The organism is Zavarzinia sp. (assembly GCF_041650655.1).
In the GTDB taxonomy this organism is placed as follows: Bacteria; Pseudomonadota; Alphaproteobacteria; order Zavarziniales; family Zavarziniaceae; genus Zavarzinia.
Window position 1 is genome coordinate 1 of sequence record NZ_JBAZKR010000060.1, and the last position, 21,686, is coordinate 21,686.

At 66.5% G+C, this 21,686-nt stretch carries 23 protein-coding genes; 18 read left to right on the forward strand and 5 right to left on the reverse strand.

Annotated features, from left to right (window positions below; all coding sequences use genetic code 11):
- Positions 1-499, reverse strand: a 499-nt coding sequence (locus WC493_RS14290) for a WD40/YVTN/BNR-like repeat-containing protein (protein WP_373066205.1), incomplete at its 3' end; no start/stop codon positions are given.
- 270 nt (positions 500-769) lie between these two features.
- Between WC493_RS14290 and WC493_RS14295 the strand changes: the two genes are divergently transcribed.
- The 9 genes from WC493_RS14295 to WC493_RS14335 all read left to right on the forward strand — a co-directional run bounded on the left by WC493_RS14295 (position 770) and on the right by WC493_RS14335 (position 9,554).
- The gene (locus WC493_RS14295; protein ID WP_373066206.1) at positions 770-1,678 is read left to right on the forward strand and encodes a LysR substrate-binding domain-containing protein; all 909 of its coding nucleotides are present in this window, start codon (positions 770-772) and stop codon (positions 1,676-1,678) included.
- Between the two features lie 472 nt (positions 1,679-2,150).
- The gene (locus tag WC493_RS14300) at positions 2,151-3,182 is read left to right on the forward strand and encodes a Rieske 2Fe-2S domain-containing protein (protein WP_373066207.1); all 1,032 of its coding nucleotides are present in this window, start codon (positions 2,151-2,153) and stop codon (positions 3,180-3,182) included.
- Positions 3,183-3,512: 330 nt separating this feature from the next.
- The gene (locus WC493_RS14305) at positions 3,513-4,379 is read left to right on the forward strand and encodes an oxaloacetate decarboxylase (protein WP_373066208.1); all 867 of its coding nucleotides are present in this window, start codon (positions 3,513-3,515) and stop codon (positions 4,377-4,379) included.
- Between the two features lie 7 nt (positions 4,380-4,386).
- Positions 4,387-5,787, forward strand: coding sequence for a 3-isopropylmalate dehydratase large subunit (leuC, locus tag WC493_RS14310; RefSeq protein ID WP_373066209.1), 1,401 nt, complete (start codon positions 4,387-4,389; stop codon positions 5,785-5,787).
- Positions 5,787-6,431, forward strand: a complete 645-nt coding sequence (leuD, locus tag WC493_RS14315; protein WP_373066210.1) for a 3-isopropylmalate dehydratase small subunit — start codon at positions 5,787-5,789, stop codon at positions 6,429-6,431. The genes leuC and leuD overlap by 1 nt, the downstream gene beginning before the upstream one ends.
- Positions 6,428-6,757: a hypothetical protein gene (locus WC493_RS14320; RefSeq protein WP_373066211.1), complete on the forward strand. Its 330-nt coding sequence runs from the start codon at positions 6,428-6,430 to the stop codon at positions 6,755-6,757. The genes leuD and WC493_RS14320 overlap by 4 nt, the downstream gene beginning before the upstream one ends.
- Before the next feature lie 110 nt (positions 6,758-6,867).
- Complete coding sequence (locus WC493_RS14325) at positions 6,868-7,956, forward strand: LLM class flavin-dependent oxidoreductase (protein ID WP_373066212.1); 1,089 nt, start codon at positions 6,868-6,870, stop codon at positions 7,954-7,956.
- A complete protein-coding gene (locus WC493_RS14330) occupies positions 7,949-8,728 on the forward strand; it encodes an SDR family NAD(P)-dependent oxidoreductase (protein WP_373066213.1) in 780 nt (259 codons plus the stop codon). The genes WC493_RS14325 and WC493_RS14330 overlap by 8 nt, the downstream gene beginning before the upstream one ends.
- Positions 8,729-8,828: 100 nt before the next feature.
- Positions 8,829-9,554: a GntR family transcriptional regulator gene (locus WC493_RS14335; protein ID WP_373066214.1), complete on the forward strand. Its 726-nt coding sequence runs from the start codon at positions 8,829-8,831 to the stop codon at positions 9,552-9,554.
- Between the two features lie 13 nt (positions 9,555-9,567).
- Here the strand turns inward: WC493_RS14335 and WC493_RS14340 are convergent, their stop codons facing one another.
- Positions 9,568-10,164 carry a TetR/AcrR family transcriptional regulator gene (locus tag WC493_RS14340; protein ID WP_373066215.1) on the reverse strand — a complete coding sequence of 199 codons (597 nt, stop codon included), beginning with the start codon at positions 10,162-10,164 and terminating at the stop codon, positions 9,568-9,570.
- Positions 10,165-10,363: 199 nt separating this feature from the next.
- Here WC493_RS14340 and WC493_RS14345 point away from each other — a divergent pair, with 199 nt between their 5' ends.
- From WC493_RS14345 to WC493_RS14385, 9 genes are all read left to right on the forward strand, one after another.
- The gene (locus WC493_RS14345; RefSeq protein ID WP_373066216.1) at positions 10,364-11,350 is read left to right on the forward strand and encodes a zinc-binding alcohol dehydrogenase family protein; all 987 of its coding nucleotides are present in this window, start codon (positions 10,364-10,366) and stop codon (positions 11,348-11,350) included.
- Positions 11,347-12,306 carry an NAD-dependent epimerase/dehydratase family protein gene (locus WC493_RS14350; RefSeq protein ID WP_373066217.1) on the forward strand — a complete coding sequence of 320 codons (960 nt, stop codon included), beginning with the start codon at positions 11,347-11,349 and terminating at the stop codon, positions 12,304-12,306. The genes WC493_RS14345 and WC493_RS14350 overlap by 4 nt, the downstream gene beginning before the upstream one ends.
- Before the next feature lie 151 nt (positions 12,307-12,457).
- Positions 12,458-13,303: a hypothetical protein gene (locus WC493_RS14355; protein ID WP_373066218.1), complete on the forward strand. Its 846-nt coding sequence runs from the start codon at positions 12,458-12,460 to the stop codon at positions 13,301-13,303.
- A gap of 2 nt (positions 13,304-13,305) precedes the next feature.
- Positions 13,306-14,238 carry a phytanoyl-CoA dioxygenase family protein gene (locus WC493_RS14360; protein ID WP_373066219.1) on the forward strand — a complete coding sequence of 311 codons (933 nt, stop codon included), beginning with the start codon at positions 13,306-13,308 and terminating at the stop codon, positions 14,236-14,238.
- Positions 14,235-15,104 carry a 3-keto-5-aminohexanoate cleavage protein gene (locus WC493_RS14365; RefSeq protein ID WP_373066220.1) on the forward strand — a complete coding sequence of 290 codons (870 nt, stop codon included), beginning with the start codon at positions 14,235-14,237 and terminating at the stop codon, positions 15,102-15,104. The genes WC493_RS14360 and WC493_RS14365 overlap by 4 nt, the downstream gene beginning before the upstream one ends.
- Positions 15,105-15,230: 126 nt before the next feature.
- The gene (locus WC493_RS14370) at positions 15,231-16,292 is read left to right on the forward strand and encodes a spermidine/putrescine ABC transporter substrate-binding protein (RefSeq protein ID WP_373066221.1); all 1,062 of its coding nucleotides are present in this window, start codon (positions 15,231-15,233) and stop codon (positions 16,290-16,292) included.
- Positions 16,293-16,305: 13 nt separating this feature from the next.
- Positions 16,306-17,187 carry an ABC transporter permease gene (locus WC493_RS14375; RefSeq protein ID WP_373066222.1) on the forward strand — a complete coding sequence of 294 codons (882 nt, stop codon included), beginning with the start codon at positions 16,306-16,308 and terminating at the stop codon, positions 17,185-17,187.
- Positions 17,188-17,196: 9 nt separating this feature from the next.
- Positions 17,197-18,003 (forward strand): ABC transporter permease, encoded by an 807-nt coding sequence (locus WC493_RS14380; RefSeq protein WP_373066223.1) that lies wholly within the window; start codon positions 17,197-17,199, stop codon positions 18,001-18,003.
- Positions 17,981-19,096: an ABC transporter ATP-binding protein gene (locus WC493_RS14385; protein ID WP_373066224.1), complete on the forward strand. Its 1,116-nt coding sequence runs from the start codon at positions 17,981-17,983 to the stop codon at positions 19,094-19,096. Before WC493_RS14380 ends, WC493_RS14385 begins: the two co-directional genes overlap by 23 nt.
- Here WC493_RS14385 and WC493_RS14390 read toward each other — a convergent pair.
- The 3 genes from WC493_RS14390 to WC493_RS14400 form a co-directional block, all read right to left on the reverse strand.
- Complete coding sequence (locus tag WC493_RS14390) at positions 19,058-19,996, reverse strand: LysR family transcriptional regulator (protein ID WP_373066225.1); 939 nt, start codon at positions 19,994-19,996, stop codon at positions 19,058-19,060. The genes WC493_RS14385 and WC493_RS14390 overlap by 39 nt on opposite strands.
- A 65-nt stretch (positions 19,997-20,061) precedes the next feature.
- Entirely contained in the window at positions 20,062-20,805 is a 744-nt protein-coding gene (locus tag WC493_RS14395; RefSeq protein ID WP_373066226.1) for an MBL fold metallo-hydrolase, read from the reverse strand.
- Positions 20,802-21,587: a creatininase gene (locus WC493_RS14400; RefSeq protein ID WP_373066227.1), complete on the reverse strand. Its 786-nt coding sequence runs from the start codon at positions 21,585-21,587 to the stop codon at positions 20,802-20,804. The genes WC493_RS14395 and WC493_RS14400 overlap by 4 nt, the downstream gene beginning before the upstream one ends.
- Positions 21,588-21,686 lie beyond the last annotated feature (99 nt).

Below are 21,686 nucleotides of genomic sequence, written 5' to 3' on the forward strand. Positions count from 1 at the left end.
GGCCGACCGCGAAACCGTTCCGGGCATCCGAAAAGGAAATGTCGCGCAGATAGAGACCGGCTTCCTCATGGATGACGCGCCAGTCGCGACCGCCGGCATCGCTTTCGAGGATCCGGCCACGATGACTCACCGCGAAACTCGCCCCGCCCGGCACCGCCGCAACCCGGCGAATGAGATCGGTGGTGCCGCTGTCGGCCGCCAGCCACGTCGTGCCGCCGTCCGACGACACCCGAACCGCGCCGTAGTAACCCGTCGCAATGGCCACGGGACCCGACAGATACGCCGCGCCAAACAGATTGTCGGGATAGAGGCGGCTGGTTGAATCATCTGAAAATGCCTGAGACGAAGGCACCAAAAGAATAAGAATTAATGTTGTTGCTACTAGAGGAATGGCTAATTCCTTAAAAAGGAAATCCGCATAGAAAATGAAATGCAACCGTAAATATTGCATATTGGGGAGTTTTTTTGCGCAATTTTTTGGCATCGTCTTCAACGCCATTCCTCCCTAGCGGGTGCCAGGTTTATTTCCTGGTCACCATTTTCCCCGTAGCCGAAAAGAAAATCGGCTTTTATTGTAGCCAAATTAATGAATATTCGCATTCTTGGCATATCATGGAGTGCATATGACGCCCTCGGTGTCATGCTGTCCAATACCGGATTTTTCCGCTTTGATACGAATTAGGTATGGCGCGGCCTGCTTACCCTGGCGGTAGACGACGGCATCGCCACTCAGGTGAGCGGCTCAAAAAAACAAAAGAGGGGAAACAAAATGGACCTTAGGAGCCTGAGGTATTTCGTGGCCGTGGCGCAGACGCTGAACATCGGTCGCGCTGCAAGCAATCTTCATATTTCCCAGCCGCCACTTACGCGCCAGATTCAGCAGCTGGAGGCCGATCTTGGCGTCACGTTGTTCATCAGGAACACTAGAGGTGTCACGCTCACCGATGCCGGAGCGCTGCTCCTGAAAGAGTCGCAGAACATCCTCAACCTTGTCGAACAGGCGGCCGACCATGTGAGAAGTGCCGGACAAGGGCGCATGGGCCGAATGGATATCGGCATCTTCGGATCAGGAACACTCAACCTGATCCCCAGAATCATCGCCGATTTTCATGAATCAAACCCGGAGGTGAGCATCGTCCTGCACACGATGACGAGGACGGAGCAGATCGAAGCCTTGCTTCAGCGGCGGATCCTTGTCGGCTTCAACCGCTTCGTCTCCCCCACGACAGACATCGCCCGCGAGGTCATGCTCACGGAGAAAATGTATGTCGCGTTGCACGAATCGGATTCCCTGGCATCACGCGACGTCGTGACTATTTCCGACCTCGAGCAACGATCGTTCGTGATGTTCCCGACCGGTTCGCGCCCCAATTTCATCGATCGGGTCATCGACTGGTGTCGCGATGCGGGTTTCGCCCCGCATGTCTCGCAGGAGGTCGGCGACGCTGTAACCGCAGTCGCCCTGGTCAGCGCCCACCTCGGCATCTGTATTGTGCCTCAATCGACCACCATCATGCGGATCCCCAAGATTACTTACCGCCCGCTGGTCGGCGGAAAGGATATCGCCGTCGATCTGAGCTGCATCTACCGGAAGGGCGAAATTTCCCCAATTCTCAGAGAGTTTCTGCGTTCCGTGCGATCGACTATCAAGGCGCGGCCTCAGGGCATAGCGCCCTGAAAATTCCGGGCCGTTCACGACGGCGCGCCCGTAATCCTATGAGTTTCGACGACTCACAACCGTTGGCCCCGACGCCTTGTCGAGCGGCCGCTGTCCGCGCCCGGAAGGCCGATCCGGCATACCAAACCGGTATGCCGGATAAAAGAAATAGTATTTTTCGGGTAGCGGCCCACCGGCTAGTGTCCAGACTCAAAATCACAAACGGGGGAAGAGACAGGCCATGGCCTGCACAATATGCCAGCCATCGTTCGAACCGTGAGGCGGCGACGAAATACTGCATCGCGTGACCAGAGGTGCCTATAGAACATGCGCCTCCAATCAGATGGCACGCCGGCGTTATTGTGTGTGTCACACATAGAGACGATGCGGCAATGCGAATTATCTCGGATTGACGCTTCGTTTTTTGATCTAATTTCGCTGTGAACGCCGAAGGTGATGACTGCAGTCAGAAAAAATCTGGGAGGATTTAAGAATGTTCGTGAAAAATTGCTGGTATGTAGCCGGTTGGGACTATGACTTGCCCCAAGGCAAAGTGCTGGCGAGAACGATCATCGACCGCCAACTGGCGCTCTATCGGAAGCAGGATGGGGGCGTGGTGGCGATCGAGGACCGCTGCTGCCATCGCCATGCCGCCCTGCATCTCGGCCAGATCGAGGGCGACTGCATTCGTTGCATGTATCACGGCCTGAAGTTCGATCCGAGCGGCCGCTGCGTCGACATCCCGGGCCAGGACAGGATATCGCCGAAGGCTGTCATACGGTCCTACCCGGTGGTGGAGCGTGACAACTGGATCTGGGTCTGGATGGGCGACCCTGCGCTGGCGGACCCCAATCTGATCCCCTTCTCCGTCGGACCGGGCGACCCCGACTGGGACATGAGGCCAAGTTCGCTGGTTTTCGACGCCGACTATCGCTTGGTTGTCGACAATCTGCTCGACTTCTCACACATCACCTATGTTCATCGCAAGACGTTCGGCGGTGAGCAATTCTCGGATGGTCTTCCGAAGATTACCAAGCTCGACAGGGGGTTCCGGGTCGAGCGCTGGCTGCGGAATGCGCCGGCGCTGGTCTTCATCGAGCACATCATGACCGGTCGTTACGACATGCTGGTCGACTATTCGGTGCTGATGCCGTGCGTCTTCGTGATGCGCTTCAAGATTTTCGCAGCGGGTACGGCGACCGAGGGACCGTCCAACGGGCAGCTGCTGCTGGATACCTGGACCTGTCAGTCGGTCGTGCCGGCCACTGCAGACCAGTGCGTCTATTATTTTTCTTGGGGCGCCAGCAAGGAGACTGCGACGCCGGAAATCGGCGACCTGCTCTATGCCGGCATCAACAAGGCCTTTCTGGAGGACAAGGAGATGATCGAGGCCCAGCACCGGAATATCAAGCTGCAGCCCGATCTTCCCATGATCGGCATCGCCCACGACGCGGCCGTGAACCAGATGAGGATTCTGATGAATCGTTTCATCGAGGCTGAGAGCGCCGGGATCGCTGCCGAGTAGAGACGGGGCCCGGAGGCCGCCTCCCATGGGATCGCAACGGCGTTTGTCCCCAGGGGGCGGCCTATTCGGCTGTCCGTCTGGCGACGCCCCCGTGTCGGCCTGCCCCATGCGTCATCCGGTTGGGTTGAACGGCTGTGTTTTCCGTAAACGCTGACTATGCCTTCGTGCGAGATGCTGCCTTTGAGCCGCAGCACGGCGTGGCTCGTCCTTCGCGATCGTTACCAGGAATTAGCAATATATTTTATTAAAATAATTGGATAACATCCCCTCAACGGCGACGCCAACGCGTCGATACCGGCGCCTCACGGGGCGAAAAAGGGGAGATTGGTCGTGCCGCTGACTGCTGGAGCACGCTTCAGGGCGTTCCTGATGGGACGGCATCTCGTCCGGGCGCCCGGCGCCTATGACGGTATCACGGCCCGGCTGGTCGCCCAGGCCGGGTTTCAGGCCGTCTATATGACCGGCGCGGGGGTTTCGGCCGCGCGCGGATTTCCCGATTACGGGCTCCTGACCATGGGCGAAATGGCGGATGCCGCCGGTGTGATCGTCCGCGCCGCCGGGATTCCGCTGATCGCGGATGCCGATACAGGCTATGGCAACGAACTCAATGTCACGCGGACGGTGCAGGAGTACGAGGGCAGGGGTGTCGCCGCGCTCCATATCGAGGATCAGCTCTCGCCCAAGCGCTGCGGCCATCTGGCGGGCAAGGAACTGGTGGATGTCGACGAATTCGTCGCCAAGATCAGGGCTGCCGTGGCTGCCCGGCGCGATCCCGATTTCGTCGTCATCGCCCGGACCGACGCCATCGCGGTGCTCGGCTTCGACGCGGCGATCGCCCGCGCCAACGCGGCTCTTTCGGCGGGGGCCGACATGGCTTTCGTCGAAGCCCCCCGATCGGCCGAGGAAATGGCCGCCATTCCCGGGCGCGTGTCGGGGCCGTGCCTGATCAACCTGGTGCCCGGCGGCAGGACGCCGATGGCCGCGCCCGAGGAATTGGCGCGGCTCGGCTTCCGGGTCGCAATCTACCCTGGTGCCTGCCTGGCTCCGGTGGTGCGCACGGTCGATGCCGAGTTGGCGGCGCTGGCCGGCGTCCCGCCGAAAGATCCGGTCGGCGGGCCGGCCGCCTTCTTTGCCCGGCTGGGCAGCGGCGAATGGGATGCCATCCGTCGCGGCGAAAGGGGCGCCGGGAATGGCTGAGGCCCCGATGATGCCAGCCACCCTGATCGACAAGATCTGGTGCCAGCATGCCGTCCGCGAGTTCGGGGACGGCTGGACCCTGCTCGCCATCGACCGGCAATTGATCCACGATCTCTCCGGGCCGCCCGCCTTGAAGGCACTGACGGCGCGGGGCGTGCCGGTCCACAGCCCCGATCTGGTCTTCGCGACGCCGGATCATGTCGTGTCCTCGGAACCGGGGCGGACGGGCGAGACCATGGGGCCCGGCGCCGGCCTGTGGCGAGAGCTTCGGCAGCGCACGGGAGCGGCCGGCATCCGGCTGTTCGACGTGGGCGAGCGGGGGCAGGGGATCGTGCATGTCATCGGTCCCGAACTCGGGCTCGTGCTGCCCGGGGCGACGCTCGTCTGCGGCGACAGCCACACCTGCACCAATGGCGCGCTGGGGGCCTTGGCCTTCGGCGTCGGGACATCGGAATGCGCCCATGCGCTCGGTACCGCCACGCTGCGCATGCGGAAGCCCCGCAAGATGCGCCTGACGATCGAGGGGCGGCTCGGCCGCGGCGTGACGGCGAAGGATGTCATCCTCCATGCCATCGCCGTCTTCGGGACCTCGGCCGCCGTTCAGCACGTCATCGAATATGCCGGGTCGACGGTCCGTGCCCTCGACATCGAGGAGCGCCTGACGTTGTGCAATCTGTCGGTCGAGATGGGCGCCCGCTCGGGCATCGTGGCGCCCGACGACAAGACTTTCGACTATCTCGCCGGTCGGCGCAACGCCCCCGGCGGTGCGCTGTTCGAGCGGGCGGTCGACCACTGGCGGAGGTTGGCGAGCGACGAGGGTGCGGTCTTCGATACCGATGTCGCCCTCGACGCGCGCGCCATCGCCCCGACCCTGACCTGGGGCACGGACCCCGGGCAGGCGATGCCGGTCGACGGTCTGATTCCCGACCCGCGCGAGATCGGCGATCCGGCCGCCCGCCAGCGGGCCGAGGCGGCGCTGGCCTATATGGGGCTCGCCGGCGGGCAGCCGCTCGCGGGGGCGGCGGTCGACATCGTCTTCATCGGCTCCTGCGCCAATGCGAGGCTGTCCGATCTTCGGGCTGCCGCGGCGATCCTGCGTGGCCGCCGTGTCGCGACGGGCGTGACGGCGTGGGCCGTGCCCGGTTCCGAGCAGGTCAAGCGGGACGCCGAGGCGGAAGGCCTCGACCGGGTTTTCCGGGATGCCGGATTTCAGTGGCGGGAGCCGGGCTGCAGCCTGTGCGTGGCGGCGAATGGTGACGTGGCGCCGCCCGGCGCGCGCGTGGTCTCGACCTCGAACCGCAATTTCGTCGGCCGCCAGGGCCCCGGCGCGCGCACCCATCTCGCCAGCCCGGCGAGTGCCGCCGCCGCGGCCGTGGCCGGCCGGATCGTCGACGTGAGGTCTTTCTGATGCGTGCTTTCACCACCGTCCACGGCGTGGCCGCCTGGCTCGACCGATCGGATGTCGACACCGACCTGATCATCAGGATCGAGCGCTTGACCGGCGGCGACCTCACCGGCCTCGGGCGCTATGCGCTGGAGGCGCTACGTTTCCGCAAGGACGGCGGCGAAGAACCCGATTTCGTACTGAACAAGCCCGGTTATCGGGGAGCGCCGATCCTGATCGCAGGGCCGAACTTCGGCTGCGGATCGTCGCGCGAACCCGCCGTCAACGCCCTGATGGCACTGGGGGTCGAGGCGATCATCGCGCCCAGCTTCGGCGACATCTTCTACGCCAATTGTTTTCAGGTCGGGCTGCTGCCCGTCCGCCTGCCGGAAGCGGAGGTCCGCCGGCTCGGCGCGGAAGCCGCCGCGGCACCTGCCGACTTCACCGTCGATCTCGAAGCCCAACGTGTCGTCGCGCCGTCGGGCGCCTGCTTTGCCTTCGACATCGACGGACGGCGCCGGACGATGATGCTCGAGGGCCTCGACGAGATCGGCCTGACCCTCAAGGAGGCGGCGGCGATCGCCGGCTGGCAGGCCGGGGACCGCATCGCGCGCCCCTGGATCTGGGAGCCCGTCGCACAGGACATCGAAACGAGGACGCGATCATGATCTGGCTGCACGACATCGCCTATTTCTTCGGTGGCGTCTTCATCGCCAACGCCCTGCCGCATTACGCCAGCGGCGTGATGGGGCGACCCTTTCAAAGCCCCTTCGCCAAGCCGCCCGGCGAGGGCCTGTCGTCGTCGACGGTCAATGTGCTGTGGGGCTTCGCCAACCTCGTGCTCGCCTATCTGCTCCTGTTTTGCGTCGGCGCCTTCGACCTGCGGGCGGTGGACCAGGCCGCCAGCCTCGGGCTGGGGCTGCTGTCGATGGGCTTGTTCCTGGCCCGCTTGTTCGGACGCTTCCACGGCGGCAATGCGCCGGTCGGTCCCTGACGTTCGGAGCAAGAGAGTTGCTGTGTAAATTTTATTACTAAATTTTATTAAAATATATTGCCATTCGACCCTTCGACCTGTAGGTCTCGTGGAAACATCGGGAGGCGGACATGGTGGGTGGGCGATTGGCGAATGCGGACAGCCGGCTGAAGCTGGGGGTCTTTTCGATGAACTGTTCGGGGGGCACGAGCGCCAGCACGCTGCCCCGCGACTACCGCGTCACCTGGGAGCACAGCTCGGCGATCGTCCGGCGGGCCGAGGCGATCGGCTTCGACTTCGTCATTCCGGTCGCGAAGTGGCGTGGTTTCGGCGGCGAGACCGATTTCTACGGCGAGTCCTTCGAGACCTTGACCTGGGCCGCGGGCATCGCGGCGCAGACCTCGGCGATTACCGTTGTTGCAACCTGTCACGTCCCGGTGATCCATCCGACCTTCGTTGCCAAGGCCGGGGCCACGGTCGACGCCATCTCCGGCGGCCGCTTCGCGCTCAACGTCGTGATGGGCTGGTATCCGGCCGAACTCGGCCAATTCGGGATCGAGCCGGCCGAGCACGACATTCGTTACGCGCATGGCGCCGAATGGCTCACCGCCTTGAAGCGCCTCTGGACCGAGGATGCGCCTTTCGATTTCGACGGCCGCTGGACCCGGATCAGCGACGGCCTGTCCAAGCCGAAGCCGGTCCACCCGCCGCAGATCATCAACGCGGGCACCTCGCCCGCCGGCATCGATTTCGCCGCCCGCCAGTGCGACATCCTGCTGGCGTCCCGCAACACGTTGGACGGCACCAAGGCCTTTGTCGACACCGTGAAGGACACGGCGCGGGAGCGCCACGGCCGGTCCCTGCGCGTGCTCAACGTCGGGCAGGTCATCTGCGCACCGACAGAGGCTGAAGCACTCGCCCGCAAGCAGGCCATTCTCGACAGTGTCGACAAGGTCGCGGCGGAGAACTTCATGAAATTCCTCGGCCTCAAGAGCAATTCCTACGACGAGACGTTGCTCGTGTACCGCGAGCTGTTCGTCACGGCGGCCGGCGGCTTTCCCCTGGTCGGCACCCCCGAGCAGGTCGCTCGGCAGATGGGCGAGATGGCGGCGGCCGGCATCGACGGCTTCGCCCTCGGCTTTTACGACTATTACGACGAACTGGGCTTCTTCGGCGAAAATGTCATGCCGCTGCTGCGGAAGGCGGGTCTCCATGTCTGACGTGGCCAAGGGCGCCGGGCTGCTCGCCGGCAAGGTCTGTCTCGTCACCGGCGCCACAGGCGGCATCGGCAGCGTCACGGCCCGGGCCTTCGCCCGCGAAGGTGCGCGCCTGGTCCTGTCCGACCTGGACGAGGTGCGGGGCCGGGCTCTGGTGGCCGATCTCGAAACGCTGGGGGTGGAAGCGGCTTTCGTCGTGGCCGACATCCGGAACCCGACGCAATGCGACGCCGTGGTGCGCCAGGCGGTCGAGCGGTTCGGGCGGCTCGACGTCGCCTTCAACAATGCAGGCCATATCGGCACTTACGGCCGGCTGCATGATTTCCCCGAGGCGGCGCTGACCGAGATCGTGGACGTCAACATCTATGGCACGTGGAACTGCATGCGATCCGAGATCCAGGCCATGCTGAAGACGGGCGGCGGCGTCATCTGCAACAATGCCTCGGTCGCCGGGGTCGTCGGCGGCGGCGGCTCGCCGCCCTATTTCATGACCAAGCACGCGGTCGTCGGGCTGACGCGCGCCGCGGCGATGGACTATGCGATGGAGAACATCAGGGTCAACGTCATCGTCCCCGGGACGATCGATACCGACATGCCCCGGCGGGCCGCCGGCGGCGATCCCGCCATGCTCGAAATGTTCCGGCTGCCGATCCCGATGAAGCGTTTCGGCCGGCCGGAGGAAGTGGCCGAACCGGTCGTCTTCCTGTGTTCCGACCGGGCTTCCTTCATCACCGGCGCCGCCTATGCCGTCGACGGCGGCTGGACGGCGCAATAGAAGTGTTGGCAGCATCCTTTATCAGATCCGGCCGCCGAGACGCTTGCGTCGCGCTGCCGGGTGAGGCAACCAGGAAGCGATGACCGCCCATGGACCGACGATGAAGGATGCAACGAGCGACAGCGTCGTGGACTACACGATCGACGCCCTGCGGGACGCCATCCGTTCGGGCGAATACGCCCCCGGACAGCGCCTGGTGGTGGCCGATGTCACGCGCCATCTTTCGGTCAGCGCCGGCCCGGTCCGGGAGGCGATCCGGCGCCTGACCGGCGAAGGCCTGGTCGAGATCGTGCCGCACAAGGGGGCGTCGGTCCGGGAGATCACGGCCGACGACATCCGTGAGATCCATCAACTGCGCGAAGTCGTCGAAGGGCTCGCGGCGCGGCTCGCGGCCGACAATGTCGACGACCCGGCCTACCGCGCCGAAATCGCCGAGATCCGCACGGAAATGGATCTGGCCGCGACCACCGAGGATGCCGAACTGTTCCTCGCCAACAATCGGCGCTTCCATGACCTGATCTACCGTATGGCCGGGAACGGGCGGCTGAAGCTGTTGGCCGAACAATTGATCCTGCCGGTCTATCAGCTCCGCCTGCCGCACCGCATGACGGTCGACGACCTCCACGCCTCTTACGCCTTCCATCAGCGGATCATCGCGGCGGTCCTGAACGGCCGCGCCTCCGCCGCCGAACAGGCGATGCGCGAACATGTCGCCGAGAGCGCGCGGGGCCTGATCGCGGCGCTGGAAACGGCGCGGGCGGCCCGCGATTCCGCCCGTCCGTCACGCCGGCCCCGCGGCCGGAAGCGGGCCGGGCCCGAGTCCTAGGATCCGCGCTGCCTCACGGGTCTGCGAGGCCGCCCCTGGTCACGATCGCCACCATGATGCGCATCTTCCGGCGAAAGGCCGCCGGCTGCCGGGGGGAGGTGGCGGCCTTGACCCCCAGCACCGCCTGGATCAGGTAGTGCGCCAGGTCGTCGTCAGTCAGGCCATGGCGCAGTTGGGCGCCGGTGGATTGCCGATGCAGGACAATCAGCCGCGCCACCAGGCTCACCAGCCGTTCCTGGTAATCCGAGGCGACCTCGCCGACCAGGCGGGCATTTTCCGCGAGCAGTTCGTCGGCATGGCCTGACTGCTCCAGGCGCTCGACGAAGGGCGCGAAGCGAGCCTCCAGGACATCGGCCAGGGTGACATCCAGCGGCCGGCCCGCCTTGGTCGCCGCCAGGGCCGCCACTTCAGCGGCTTCGAGCGCCTGGGCGTGGAGGCTCTGGACCGCCTCCACAAAGAGCGAATCCCGGTCCTTGAAATAGCGATAGATCGCCTGGCGGGTCAGCGCCACTTCCGCCGCGACCATTTCCAGGCTCACCCCGGAGACGCCATGCCTGCCGAAGAGGGCGAGGGCGCTGTCGAGGATTCGCTGTCGGGTGTTCTTTGCCATTCCGCTCGCCTGCACATTCCTTGTCGGAATATATCTGATCGTCAATTCTTTGTGCCACATGTCCGTCAGGGTTCAAGGGAATTCCCCAATAAAATATTGACGAAAAATAGAAAATCGTAAACATTTATGGCATCGGTCCTCACGACAAGGATGATGGCATGCCGGACATCCGGTCGACCTCCGCACCAGCAGGTGGCGCATGAAGGCCGTCGTCGTCAGCGCGATCGGCGGCCCCGAGGCCCTGGTGCTGCGGGACGTCGCGGACCCGGTCCCCGCGGCCGGCGAAATCCTGGTGAAGGTGCGCTATTCCGGGATCAACTATGCCGAAACGCTGGTGCGCCGCGGCCTTGTCCCGGCTCCCCCTGCCCCCTTCGTCCTGGGGCTGGAGATCGTCGGCACGGTCGCCGTCCTGGGCGATGGCGTCGCGGATTTCGCCGTTGGCCAACCGGTGGCGGCCTTCGCCCGCAGCGGCTATGCCCAATATGCCGTCGTCCCGGCGCCGCTCGCGGTTCCGCTCGACCGGCCCGGGTGCCGGGTCGATCCCGCGCAGGCGATCGGGGTGCCCTGCACGGGGGTCACCGCACATCAGTTGCTGACGCTGGTCGGGAGATTGTCCAAGGGCGATACCGTCTTCGTCCAGGGGGCGGGGGGCGGCGTCGGTACGATGCTCGGCCAGCAGGCGAAGGCCCTCGGTGCCGGCCGGGTGATCGGCTCCGTCGGATCCGCGTCGAAGGCGGCATTCGTCCTTGCCCACGGCTACGACGAAGCGATCGTCTACGAAGGCTACCTGGATCGCCTGCGGGCGGCCACGGGCGGGCGCGGCGTCGACCTCTATCTCGAAGGGATCAGCGGCCGCAACCTCGCCGCCTTCGGGTCGTTTCTCGCGCCGCTCGGACGCGCCGTCTATTTCGGCGACACCAGTTTCAGCAGCGAGACGGAGATCGCCATCCAGCACCTGCGCGCCGGCAGTTGGACGATCTCGGGCTATTCGCTGGGCGGCCTGTGCGAGACGGCGCCACGCTATTGGCGGCCCAGCGCCCTCGCCGTTCTCGGCATGATGGCGGACGGCGCGATCCATGACGCCGCCGTGACGATGTTCGCCCCCGCCGAAGCGGCCAGGGCTCACGGCCTCCTCGAATCCCGGCAATCCCGAGGCAAGCTCGGCCTCGACTGGAGCATGCTATGAAACTCGCCTTGGTCCTGGGTGCTACCGGTGGGCTCGGAAGTGCCGTGGCGCGCCGCTTGGCGGCCGGTGGCTGGACGGTGCGAGCCCTGCACCGCCACCCCGAAAGCCTGGGGACGGCCGAACCCTTCGAGTGGGTCCGGGGGGATGCGATGGTCCCGGCCGATGTCGCGCGGGCGGCGGAGGGGGTTCCGGTCATCGTCCACGCGGTGAAGCCGCGCCTCTACCGCGACTGGCACGACGGCGTGCTGCCCATGATCGACAATACGATCGCCGCCGCCCGTGGCGCCCGGATCGTCGTCCCGGGCAATGTCTACAACTACGGCCCGGACGCCGGAGCGGAGATCGGCGAGGAGGCACCGCAGCATCCGGAAACCGGCAAGGGCCGGCTGCGCGTTGAGATGGAACGTCGCATCGCCGATGCCGTCGCCGCCGGCAAGGCCAAGGCATTGATCCTTCGCGCGGGTGATTTCTTCGGACCGGGCGCCGGCAGCAGCTGGTTCAGCGAAGCCATGGTCACGCCCGGCCGGCGGCCGCGCGTCATCCGCAATCCCGGCAGGCCGGGCGTCGGCCATCAATGGGCCTATCTGCCGGATCTCGCCGAAACCATGGTGCAACTGATCGAGCACGACCCGCTGCCCGATTTCGCGCGCTTCCACATGGATGGACATTGGGACGCGGACGGCACCCAAATGGCGGCCGCCATCGTCCGCGTGCTCGGCCGGCCGGCGGTGAAGGTGGCCCCGCTGCCTTGGTGGGCCGTGGCGCTGGCGGCACCCTTCAAGCCCGATTTCAGGGAACTGCTCGAACTGAAATACCTGTGGCAGCGTCCTGTCCGCCTGCGCAACGACCGCCTCCTCGCGACCCTGGGGCGCGAGCCGCATACGCCGCTGGACGAAGCCGTTCGCGCCACGCTCGAATCGATCCTCCCTAGACCTGTCGCTGCATCGAGCCGATGACCCAGGTTGGCGCCTCCTGTCTGGCGACGGGCATTCCGGCGCGACCGTTATATTCAGGAACGGCAAAGTAAGCTTTTCAGGCGCGCTATCGCATGGCCGTGCGGTTCCGCCCTACCGTCGTCGCCATGGACAATCCTCGCGGAGCCAGACGATGACGATGGGCGCGCGCCTTGATGCAGCGGCCGAAATCCGGCCGGAAGATCTGGTCGACCTCGACCGCTACCCGATCGCCGACATGGACGGGCCGGCGGCGGCGGCCTTGGTGCGTCGCTGTCGCGATCAGTTCGACGACGCCGTCTCCTGCCACCTGCCGGGATTCCTGAAGCCGGACGCCGTGCGCCGCATCGTCGCCGCCCTGCCGCCGGCCGAACGCGCCCATCTCTATGCCGTCGAGCGCGGCGCCTATAACCTCGAAAGCCCGAAGGGGGCCCAGGTCCAGTTCGCCGCGGAGGACCCCTATGCCCGGCTGCACCGGCGTCACCAGTCGTGGTACGGGCAGGACGACATCGGTTACCAATCGGCGCTGTCCGCACTCTACGCCTGGCCGAACCTGACCCGTTTCGTCGCTGCCGTGCTGGACCAGGAGCCGCTTCATACGATCGACGATCCCCTGATGGCGGTGCTGATCAATGCCTCCTCGGGCGGCGACGAGCTCGGCTGGCACGTCGATTCCCATGATTTCGCCGTCACCATCCTGCTGCAGGAGCCGGAGGCGGGCGGCCTCTACCAATATGTTCCCTTCACCGGGCCGGGCGACCGCCACTATGCCGAGGTCCCGGCGCTCTTCGCCGGGGACGAGCATCTGGTCCGCACCGTGCCCATGGCGCCCGGCTCGCTCGTGCTGTTCCGGGGGCGCAACACGCTGCACCGGGTGACCCCCAGCCTGGGCGCGCGGCCGCGTCTGCTGGCGCTCTTCGCCTATGAGCCGGTGCCCGGCCGGGTCTTCCACGACAGTTTCCGCCAGAACCTGCTGGGTCGCACCCGGCCGCGGGCCTGACCATGCCGGTGATCGACGGATCGATCCGTCCCGCCGGTGCAGAGACGCTGGCGGCCGCGGCGCGGAGCCTGGACGAACAAGGCTTCTGCCTGATCGAGGATCTGATCGCGCCCGAACTGGTGGCGGCGCTCGAGCGCCGGCTGGACGAACAGGCGCGGGCCGAGCGCGAAATCGCCCCGCCCGCGGCCGACGACGCCCAGCTCGACGGCAGCAATCAATATGTCTACGCCCTGGTGAACAAGGGCGACGTCTTCGTCGACCTCGTGCTGCATCCGACCATCCTGGCGCTGGCGGAACATGTGCTGGGGCGGGATTTCCTGCTCTCCGCCTCCGACGGCATTCTGGCGCACCCCGGCGGTTCGCTGATGCCGCTGCACAGCGACCAATGGTGGATGCCGGCGCCTGTGCCGCGCGGCCGGCATCATCGCCCGGTCGGCAACATCGCGCGCTTCAATCCCGAGCAGGAGGCGGCGCCGGCCTATGTCGCGCCGCCGGTGGTGTTCAACGTGATGTGGATGATCTCACCCTTCGCCGAGCAGAACGGCGCGACCCGGGTGGTGCCGGGCACCCATCTCTCCGGCGAGCTGCCCGATCCCGCGGTGCCCCACCGGACGCCGAGCGTACCGGCCACCGGGCGCGCCGGTACGGCCATGGTCTTCGACGGCCGCCTATGGCACGCGACCGGTGCCAATCGGACGGAGAGATCCCGCCTCGGCATCATCACCGCCTATTGCGGGCCGCAGTTCCGCCCGATGGAGAATTGCACGATCGCCGTCCTGGACGCCGTGCTCGAGCGCAATCCCGATCCCCGCCTGCGCGACCTCCTGGGTTTCAAGGTGTGGCAGGGCTACGGCAAGCTGGACGATCCGGCCGAACGCATGATCGACCGCCGCCGGCAGGTGACGGGACCGATGACTCCGGGAGCGGCGTCATGATCACGGAAACCATCGTCACCTGCGCCGTCACCGGCGCCGGCAATACCCGCGGGCGCAATCCCCATGTCCCGGTCACGCCAAAGGAAATCGCGGCCGCGGTCGCGGAGGCGGCAGCCGAAGGAGCGGCCATCGCCCATATCCACGTGCGCGATCCGGAAACCGGCCTGGAGACCTGGACGCCTGCCCTGTTCCGCGAGGTCATGGCGCGCATCCGCGAGCGCGGCACCGACATCATCGTCAATCTGACCACCGGCACCGGGGCGGATATCGTGGTGGGCGCAGACGGCCTCGGCCTGTCCGGTTTCCTGGCCGAGCAGATGGACCGTATCGTCCATGTCGAAGAGCTGAAGCCGGAGATCTGCTCGCTCGACTGCGGCACGATGAATTTCGGCGGCGGCACCGTCTTCGTGAATACCGAGGACTGGCTGGTCGCCATGGCGAAGCGCCTGCGCGATCTCGGGGTGAAGCCGGAGATGGAAGTCTTCGACCTCGGCCACGTCCGGCTGGCGCGCAGCCTGGTCGAGCGCGGCCTGATCGGGCCGAAACCGCTGTTCCAGATCTGCCTCGGGGTTTCCTGGGGCGCGCCGGCGACCACCGAGGCGATGCTGGCCATGCGGAACGGCCTGCCGGCAGAGGCGCTGTGGTCTGCCTTCGGCATCGGCCGCCAGCAGATGCCGATGGCGGTGCAATCGGTCCTGATGGGCGGCAACGTTCGGGTCGGGCTCGAGGACAATCTCTATATCGAGCACGGCCGGCCCGCCACCAATGGCGCCCTGGTCGCCAAGGCGGTGGACATCCTGGGCCGCCTGGGCGTCCGGCCGCTGACCCCGGCCGAGGCGCGGCTCCGCCTGGGCCTGGAGCGCTGAATACATTGAAAAAGGCAAATGCAAGCGTTCCGCCGCCAGTATTTGCAGCCCTTCGGCCCGCGCCCATGATTTGGGCAGGGCCCGAGGCTTACGGCGGGCGGCGGATCTGATCACGAGGTGGAAGCGATGACCATTCATGCCTGTCTGAAGTCGGCATTCGCCGGGGGCCTTCTGGCGGTCGGCCTGCTGGCCGGCGGCGGTGCCCGCGCGGCCGAGGCGCTGAACGCTCTCGTCTGGTGCGACCATACCGATCCCGAACTGCTGAAGCCCTTCGAGGATGCCAACGGCGTCAAGGTCAACACCAAGACTTTCGAGGGCACGGGCTCGGCCATTTCGATCCTGCAGCAATCGCAGAAGGGCGACTGGGACGTGCTCGTGGTCGACTCGACGGATGTCGGCCGTGTGGCCGCCGCCGGTCTGCTCGAACCGCTGGACCCCGCCGGCTTCCCCTGGGACGACATCCCCGAGAAGCTGCGCGATCCCAAGCTCCATTACGTCGACGGCAAGCTCTACGCCGTGCCGGAGAAATTCGGCTACAACGCCATCGCCTACAACAAGGAGAAGGTCGACCCGGCGGACATGCGCGATCCCGCGGTGATGTGGAATCCGAAGTACAAGAACCGGATCGCCATCTATGACTACTACATGAGCATCATCGGCAAGGTGGCGCTGGCGCTGGGCATCGATCCCTCGAAGCTGACCATGGCCGACCTGCCGGCGATCCGCGAGAAGCTGGTCCTCATGAAGGAGAACGCGGCCATGCTGGGCGAGGTGGCGACGGTGCAGTCGGCGCTCGCCAACGGCGAGGTCGACATCGTGATCGGCGGCGGCGAATACGCGGTCGCCGGCATCATGCACGAGAAGCCGCAGCTCGACTGGGTGCTGAGCAACGACGGCGGCACGCGCTGGGAACAGGCGATCGCCATGGTCGCCGGCTCGAAGAAGAAGGAACTGGCGCGCAAGTTCCTGGCCTATATCGTGAGCCCCGAGGGCCAGGCCCGGCTCGCCACCTCCGCCTGCTACTGGGGCATGCCGGTCAACATGAAGGCGGCCCTGACCGACGAGCAGAAGAAGATCCTGCGCTGGGACGAGCAGCCGGCCTTCCTCGCCAAGTCCTATCCCTATCCGGCGCCCGATGCCGCGCTCGACAAGGCGATGCAGGACCTCTGGCAGGACGTGATGCACTGAGGACGAACGGGTGATGTCGACCGCGACGGCCGACCTCGAAGCGATCGCCACGCGCCGCCAGGCGGTGCGTGGCCTCGCCTTCACCGGGCCGGCGGTTCTCTACACGCTGGCCTTCTTCGCCACCCCCTTGGCCGTGATCCTGATCGCCAGCCTCTATGCGAGTGATGCCGGGCGTCTCGGTGGCGATCCCGGTTTCGGCAATTACGCCCGCTTCTTTGCGCGGGACAGTCTCCTGGTCGCGCTGACCAATTCGGTCCGGCTCGCGGCGATCACCACGGTGGTCAGCCTGGCCCTGGCCTATCCGCTCGCCTATGTACTGGCCTTCAGGGTGCCGGCGCGCTGGCAACGGCTCGGCATCGTGCTCGCCGTGCTGCCCTTCTGGACTTCCTATGTCGTGCGTTCCTATGCCTGGCTGCTGGTGCTGGCGCCGGAAGGCGTCGTCAACGGTACGCTGATGGCACTCGGCCTGATCGATACCCCCTTGCGGATCGCCTACAGCGATGCGGCGACGGTGATCGGCTTCGTCCATTTCTTCGTCATGCTGCTGACCCTGACCATTTTTTCGAGCCTGGTGCAGATCAACCCGCGCTATCTCCTGGCCGCCGCCGACATGGGGGCGGGGCCCTGGACCGCCTTCTTCAGGGTCCTGCTGCCCCTGAGCCTGCCCGGTGTCGTTTCGGGCGCCTTCATGACTTTCGTATTGGCGATCGGCGACTATGTGACGCCCGCCATCCTGGGCGGCAGCAAGTCGTTGGTGCTGCCCCAGGCGATGTTCTTCCAGATCAGCCGGAACGGCGATTTCGCCATGGCGTCGGCCATGGCGGTGGTGCTGATGGCGGTGATGGCCATCGCCTATCTCGCCGCCGCGCGCTGGCTGCGCATGGACCGGGTCTGAGGGCGCATCATGAGACAGATCCGCGGCATCCTCGGTACCGGCGCCGTGTTGGCGCTCGCCTATGGTTTCATCTATCTGCCCGTGGCCGTCCTGGTACTCTTCTCGTTCCATGAATTGAAGGCGCCGGTGCCGCCCTTCCAGGGCCCGACCACGGCCTGGTACGAGGCGCTTTTCGCCGATCCGAAGCTGATGGACGCCCTGGTCCGCTCGATCGTGATCGCCGTCGTCTCCGGCCTGGGCTCGACCGTGCTCGGCTTCCTGGCGGCCTTCGGGCTCGCCCGTTTCCGGCCGCCGCTCGCCGGACTCTGGCGTTTCCTCCTGCTGATGCCGCTCACCGTCGCCCCCATGTGCGTGGGCATCGGGCTCCTGATCCTGGCCAACGGCCTCGCCCTGCCGAAGTCTCTGGCGCTGGTGACGCTCGGCCATGTCGCAGTCAATCTGCCGCTCGCCTTCACCATCTGCCTCGCCCAGATGGGCGGCCACCAGGAAGTGCTGGAACGGGCGGCGCGCGATCTCGGCGCCAGCGAGTTCCGGGTCCTGACCCGGGTCACCGTGCCGCTGCTGTGGCCGGCGCTCTTCGCCTCCTTCTGCCTGTGCTTCACCTTCTCGTGGGACGAATTCATCATCTCCTTCTTCCTCAGCGGCTTCGATGTGACCTTGCCGGTGGCGATCTGGGAAATGATGCGGGCCGGCATCAATCCGAAGATCAATGCCGCGGGCACCATCGTCTTCATCCTTTCGCTCGGCCTCGTGCTGGTCGGCGAGATCATTCTGTTCGGGAGGCGTAGGCGCCATGACCGTCGTGTCGAACTCTGACCTGGTGGCCGGAACGGCGGCCGTTCCCCAGGCGTCTGCCGGCTCGCACCTGTCGATCCGCGGCCTCGGCAAGACCTATGGCGGGCACGCCGCCCTCGCCGATGTCGAGCTCGAGATCGGGGCCGGGCAATATGTCGTGCTGCTCGGCCCCTCGGGTTCGGGCAAGACGACGTTGCTCTCGATGATCGGCGGCTTCACCGTGCCGACGCGGGGGCGCATCGCGATCGGCGGCAAGGACGTGACGGCGCTGCCGCCGGCGCGCCGGCCGACCGCGACCGTGTTCCAGGACTACGCCCTGTTCCCCCATCTGACGGTCGAGGCCAATGTCGCCTTCCCCCTCGCCATGCGCGACGTGGCACGAGCCGAGCGGCCGAAGCGGGTCGCCCAGGCCCTCGATCTCGTCGGCCTCGCCGGCTTCGGGCGGCGGCGCATCCACGAGCTTTCGGGCGGCCAGCGCCAGCGCGTGGCGCTCGCCCGCGCGCTCCTGGTCGAGCCCGAAATCCTGCTCCTGGACGAGCCCCTGGGCGCCCTCGACCTCCATCTCCGGCGCCAGGTCCAGGACGAGCTGAAGGCCCTGCAGCGGCGCACCGGCCGTACTTTCGTCCATGTCACCCACGACCAGGAGGAGGCCATGGTGCTGGCCGACCTGATCGTCATCGTGCACAACGGAAGGATCGAGGACGCGGGCACGCCGCAGCGCCTCTATCAGCGGCCGGCGACCCGCTTCGTCGCCGAATTCATGGGCGAGAGCAGCCTGATCGAAGGCCGGGTCGCGGCGGCGGGGGAAGGGCGGGTCACCCTGGAAACCCCGCTCGGCGCGATTTCCCTGCCCGGAAAGGCGATGGCGGGAGCGATGGGCACGATCGCCATAAGGCCCGAGAACTGGCTGGCCGGGCCGCGTCCCGACGATGCCGTGACGATCGGCAGGGCGACCGTGATCGACAGCGTGTTCCAGGGCGCGACCTGGCGGGTGCGGGCCCGCTGCCAGGGGATCGAACTGCTGCTCCGCCTGCCGCCGGACCGGGCCGTCAGCCCCGGCGACAGCCTCGACCTGTCATGCCGGGAGCGGCAGATGGTCTTCCTCGACCGTTAGGGGGGCGCCGCGGACCGCGGCGAGGTCGGCCAGGAAGGCGCCGAGCACGGGCGACGGCGCCATGCCCTTCCGCGTGATCACGTCGAAACGCGCAGTGTGGCAGAGCCGGCCCCGGAAGATCTGGCGCAGGTCGCCGCGCGCCACCCAGGGTGCTGCATAGTGATCGGGCAGGAAGCCGAGGTAGCCGCCAGACAGCACGAGGACGAGCAGCGCCTCCATCTCGTCGACCGTCGCGTCGGCGCGGCGCAGCCCCAGGCGATACATGTCCTCGAGCTGCCAATAGCCGCGGGCGACCACCCGGTATTGGCCCAGGCATTCGACCGACATGCCGTCGCTTCCGCCCTCGAACAGGGCGTGGCCGCGGCCGCAGTAGAAACCGTTGCTCTCGTCGTAGAGATGGTGGTGGTTGAGGCCGGAGACGGTGCGGGCGAAACTGCCGACCGCGGCATGCAGGCGGCCGTCCAGCACGGCGTGCTGCAGGTCGTGGGGCGGCTGGATCGACAGGCCGACGAAGACCGAATGCTTGCGGGCGGAAAAGCGCCGGAAGGTCTCGGCCACCGGCGACGCCGGATCGCTCACCATATTGTCCGACAGGCCGATGCGCAGTTCGCCGGCGAGTTCGCCCTTGAGCGAGGCGGAGGCGGATTCGAAATCGTCGATCGCGGAAAACAGCCGTTCGGCCTGGTCGAAGATCGCCTTGCCCTTCTCGGTCAGGGCGAAGCCGACCCGGCCGCGCTGGCACAGGCGATAGCCGAGCCTGTCCTCGAGTGCTGCCATGTGATTGGACACGGTCGACTGGCTGACGTTCAGCACCGCCTGGGCAGCCGTGAAGCTGCCGGCCCGGGCGACCGCCATGAAGACCCTGAGCAGGCGCAGATCGAGATCGGTGACGCTCGCCATCTTGTCCATCCTCCTCGTTCCGAAGCATTACGCCGCGGGGACGAGGCGGATCAAGCTTCCTTCGCTCAGCGGTCGCGGCGGGCGAGCCAGTCGCGAATGATGGCGCGGTGGCGCTCGGCCCCGTAGCTCGGGAAATGGCCGCCGTGCACGACCGTCACGGGCAGCGCCAGCAGCCGCTTCATGCTGGCGACATAGTCGGCGAGATCGGGGCCCGAGACATCGTCGACCAGCGGCCCGTCGTAGACGATGTCGCCCGAGAAGAGGATGCCCGTGGCCGCCTCGAACAGGGCGATGCCGCCGGGCGAATGGCCGGGGGTGTGGATCACGGTGAACTGCCGGTCGCCCAGGTCGAGCACGTCGCCGTCGACGATCGGGCGGAACTGCGCCGTGCCACGCACGCCATAGGTGGCGGAGGCATAGGGAAGCGGCGGCAGGCCGTCGAAGATCTCATCGCTCACGTAATGTTCGGCCAGGGTGTTGGCCCGGGTCGGCGCGGCCAGGATCGCCGCTTCGGCCGGATGGACCCGGCAGTCGCCGAATTCGTGGTGGCAGCCGATATGGTCGAAATGGGTGTGGCTGGCGACCGCAGTGCAGGATTTCTCGCTCACCAGCGGCACATGGCGGCGCAGGCTGACCACGCCCATGCCGGAATCGACCAGGAGGTCGTGCTCGCGTCCCCTGACGTGCCAGATGTTGCAGCGGTAGAAGGCCCTGATCCAGGGCTCGTCGATCAGGGTGACGTCGTCCGCCAGGCGCTGCGTCCGGTACCAGCGCTCGGCCGGGATACGTTCCATCACGGGCGCGGTCACGCCGATGCCGGGCCGAAGCCGCGGGTCAGTGCCGCGGCGATGTCGGGCACGATCTGCTCGACCACGCGGCGGCCCTTGTCCGCGCTCGCGGGCTTGGGCGAGGACAGGGCGCCGTCCGGCGGGATCGGCCCGCGGTCGACCGGGTAGAGGTCGTAGGGCGGGAATTCGGCCGGCGGATGGTCGACGATCGCCGCCGCATCGACCAGCCAGGGATGCAGATGCATCATGACCGACGTCTCCATGATCGCCGCGTGTTCCAGCGGCCAGTTCGGGCTCTCGCCGTCGAACAGCATGGCCTCGCTCGCCTTCGAGATGAAGTCCCAATAGTCGAGGCGGATGACGCGAAGGCCGGTGATGCCGTCGCGCGCGGCCTCGCGCAGTGCGAGGTCGATCGCCTCGATCACGAACCAGCCGTTCTCGTAATGGCCGGAGAGCACAGCGATCCGCCGCACGCCGTGACGCGCCAGTTCGCGGATGACGTCGCGCACGACGGCGATCAAGGTGCCCGCGTCGAGGCTCAGCGTGCCCGGGAAATGCTGGCCGCCGCCCGATTTCGGCTGCGACTTGTAACCATAGGGGATCGGCGGCGCCACCAGGCCGCCGATCCGTTCGGCGACCAGGCGGCAGATCGCGGTCGGAATCAACTGGTCGACGCCCAGCGGCATGTGATGGGCGTGCTGCTCGGTCGCCCCGACCGGCAGCAGCACGACCGGATCGGCCGCCATGCGGGCGGCAAAGTCAGGCCAGGTCATTTCCGACATGAAGACGGTTTCTCGCGGCATCGCAGGTCTACTCCCCAAGGCTGCGGCGATCAAAGCACCGGCACCCGGCCGGGATGGATAGCGGCGGCGCAAAGGATACTTTGGCCTTCGTCCATGGAT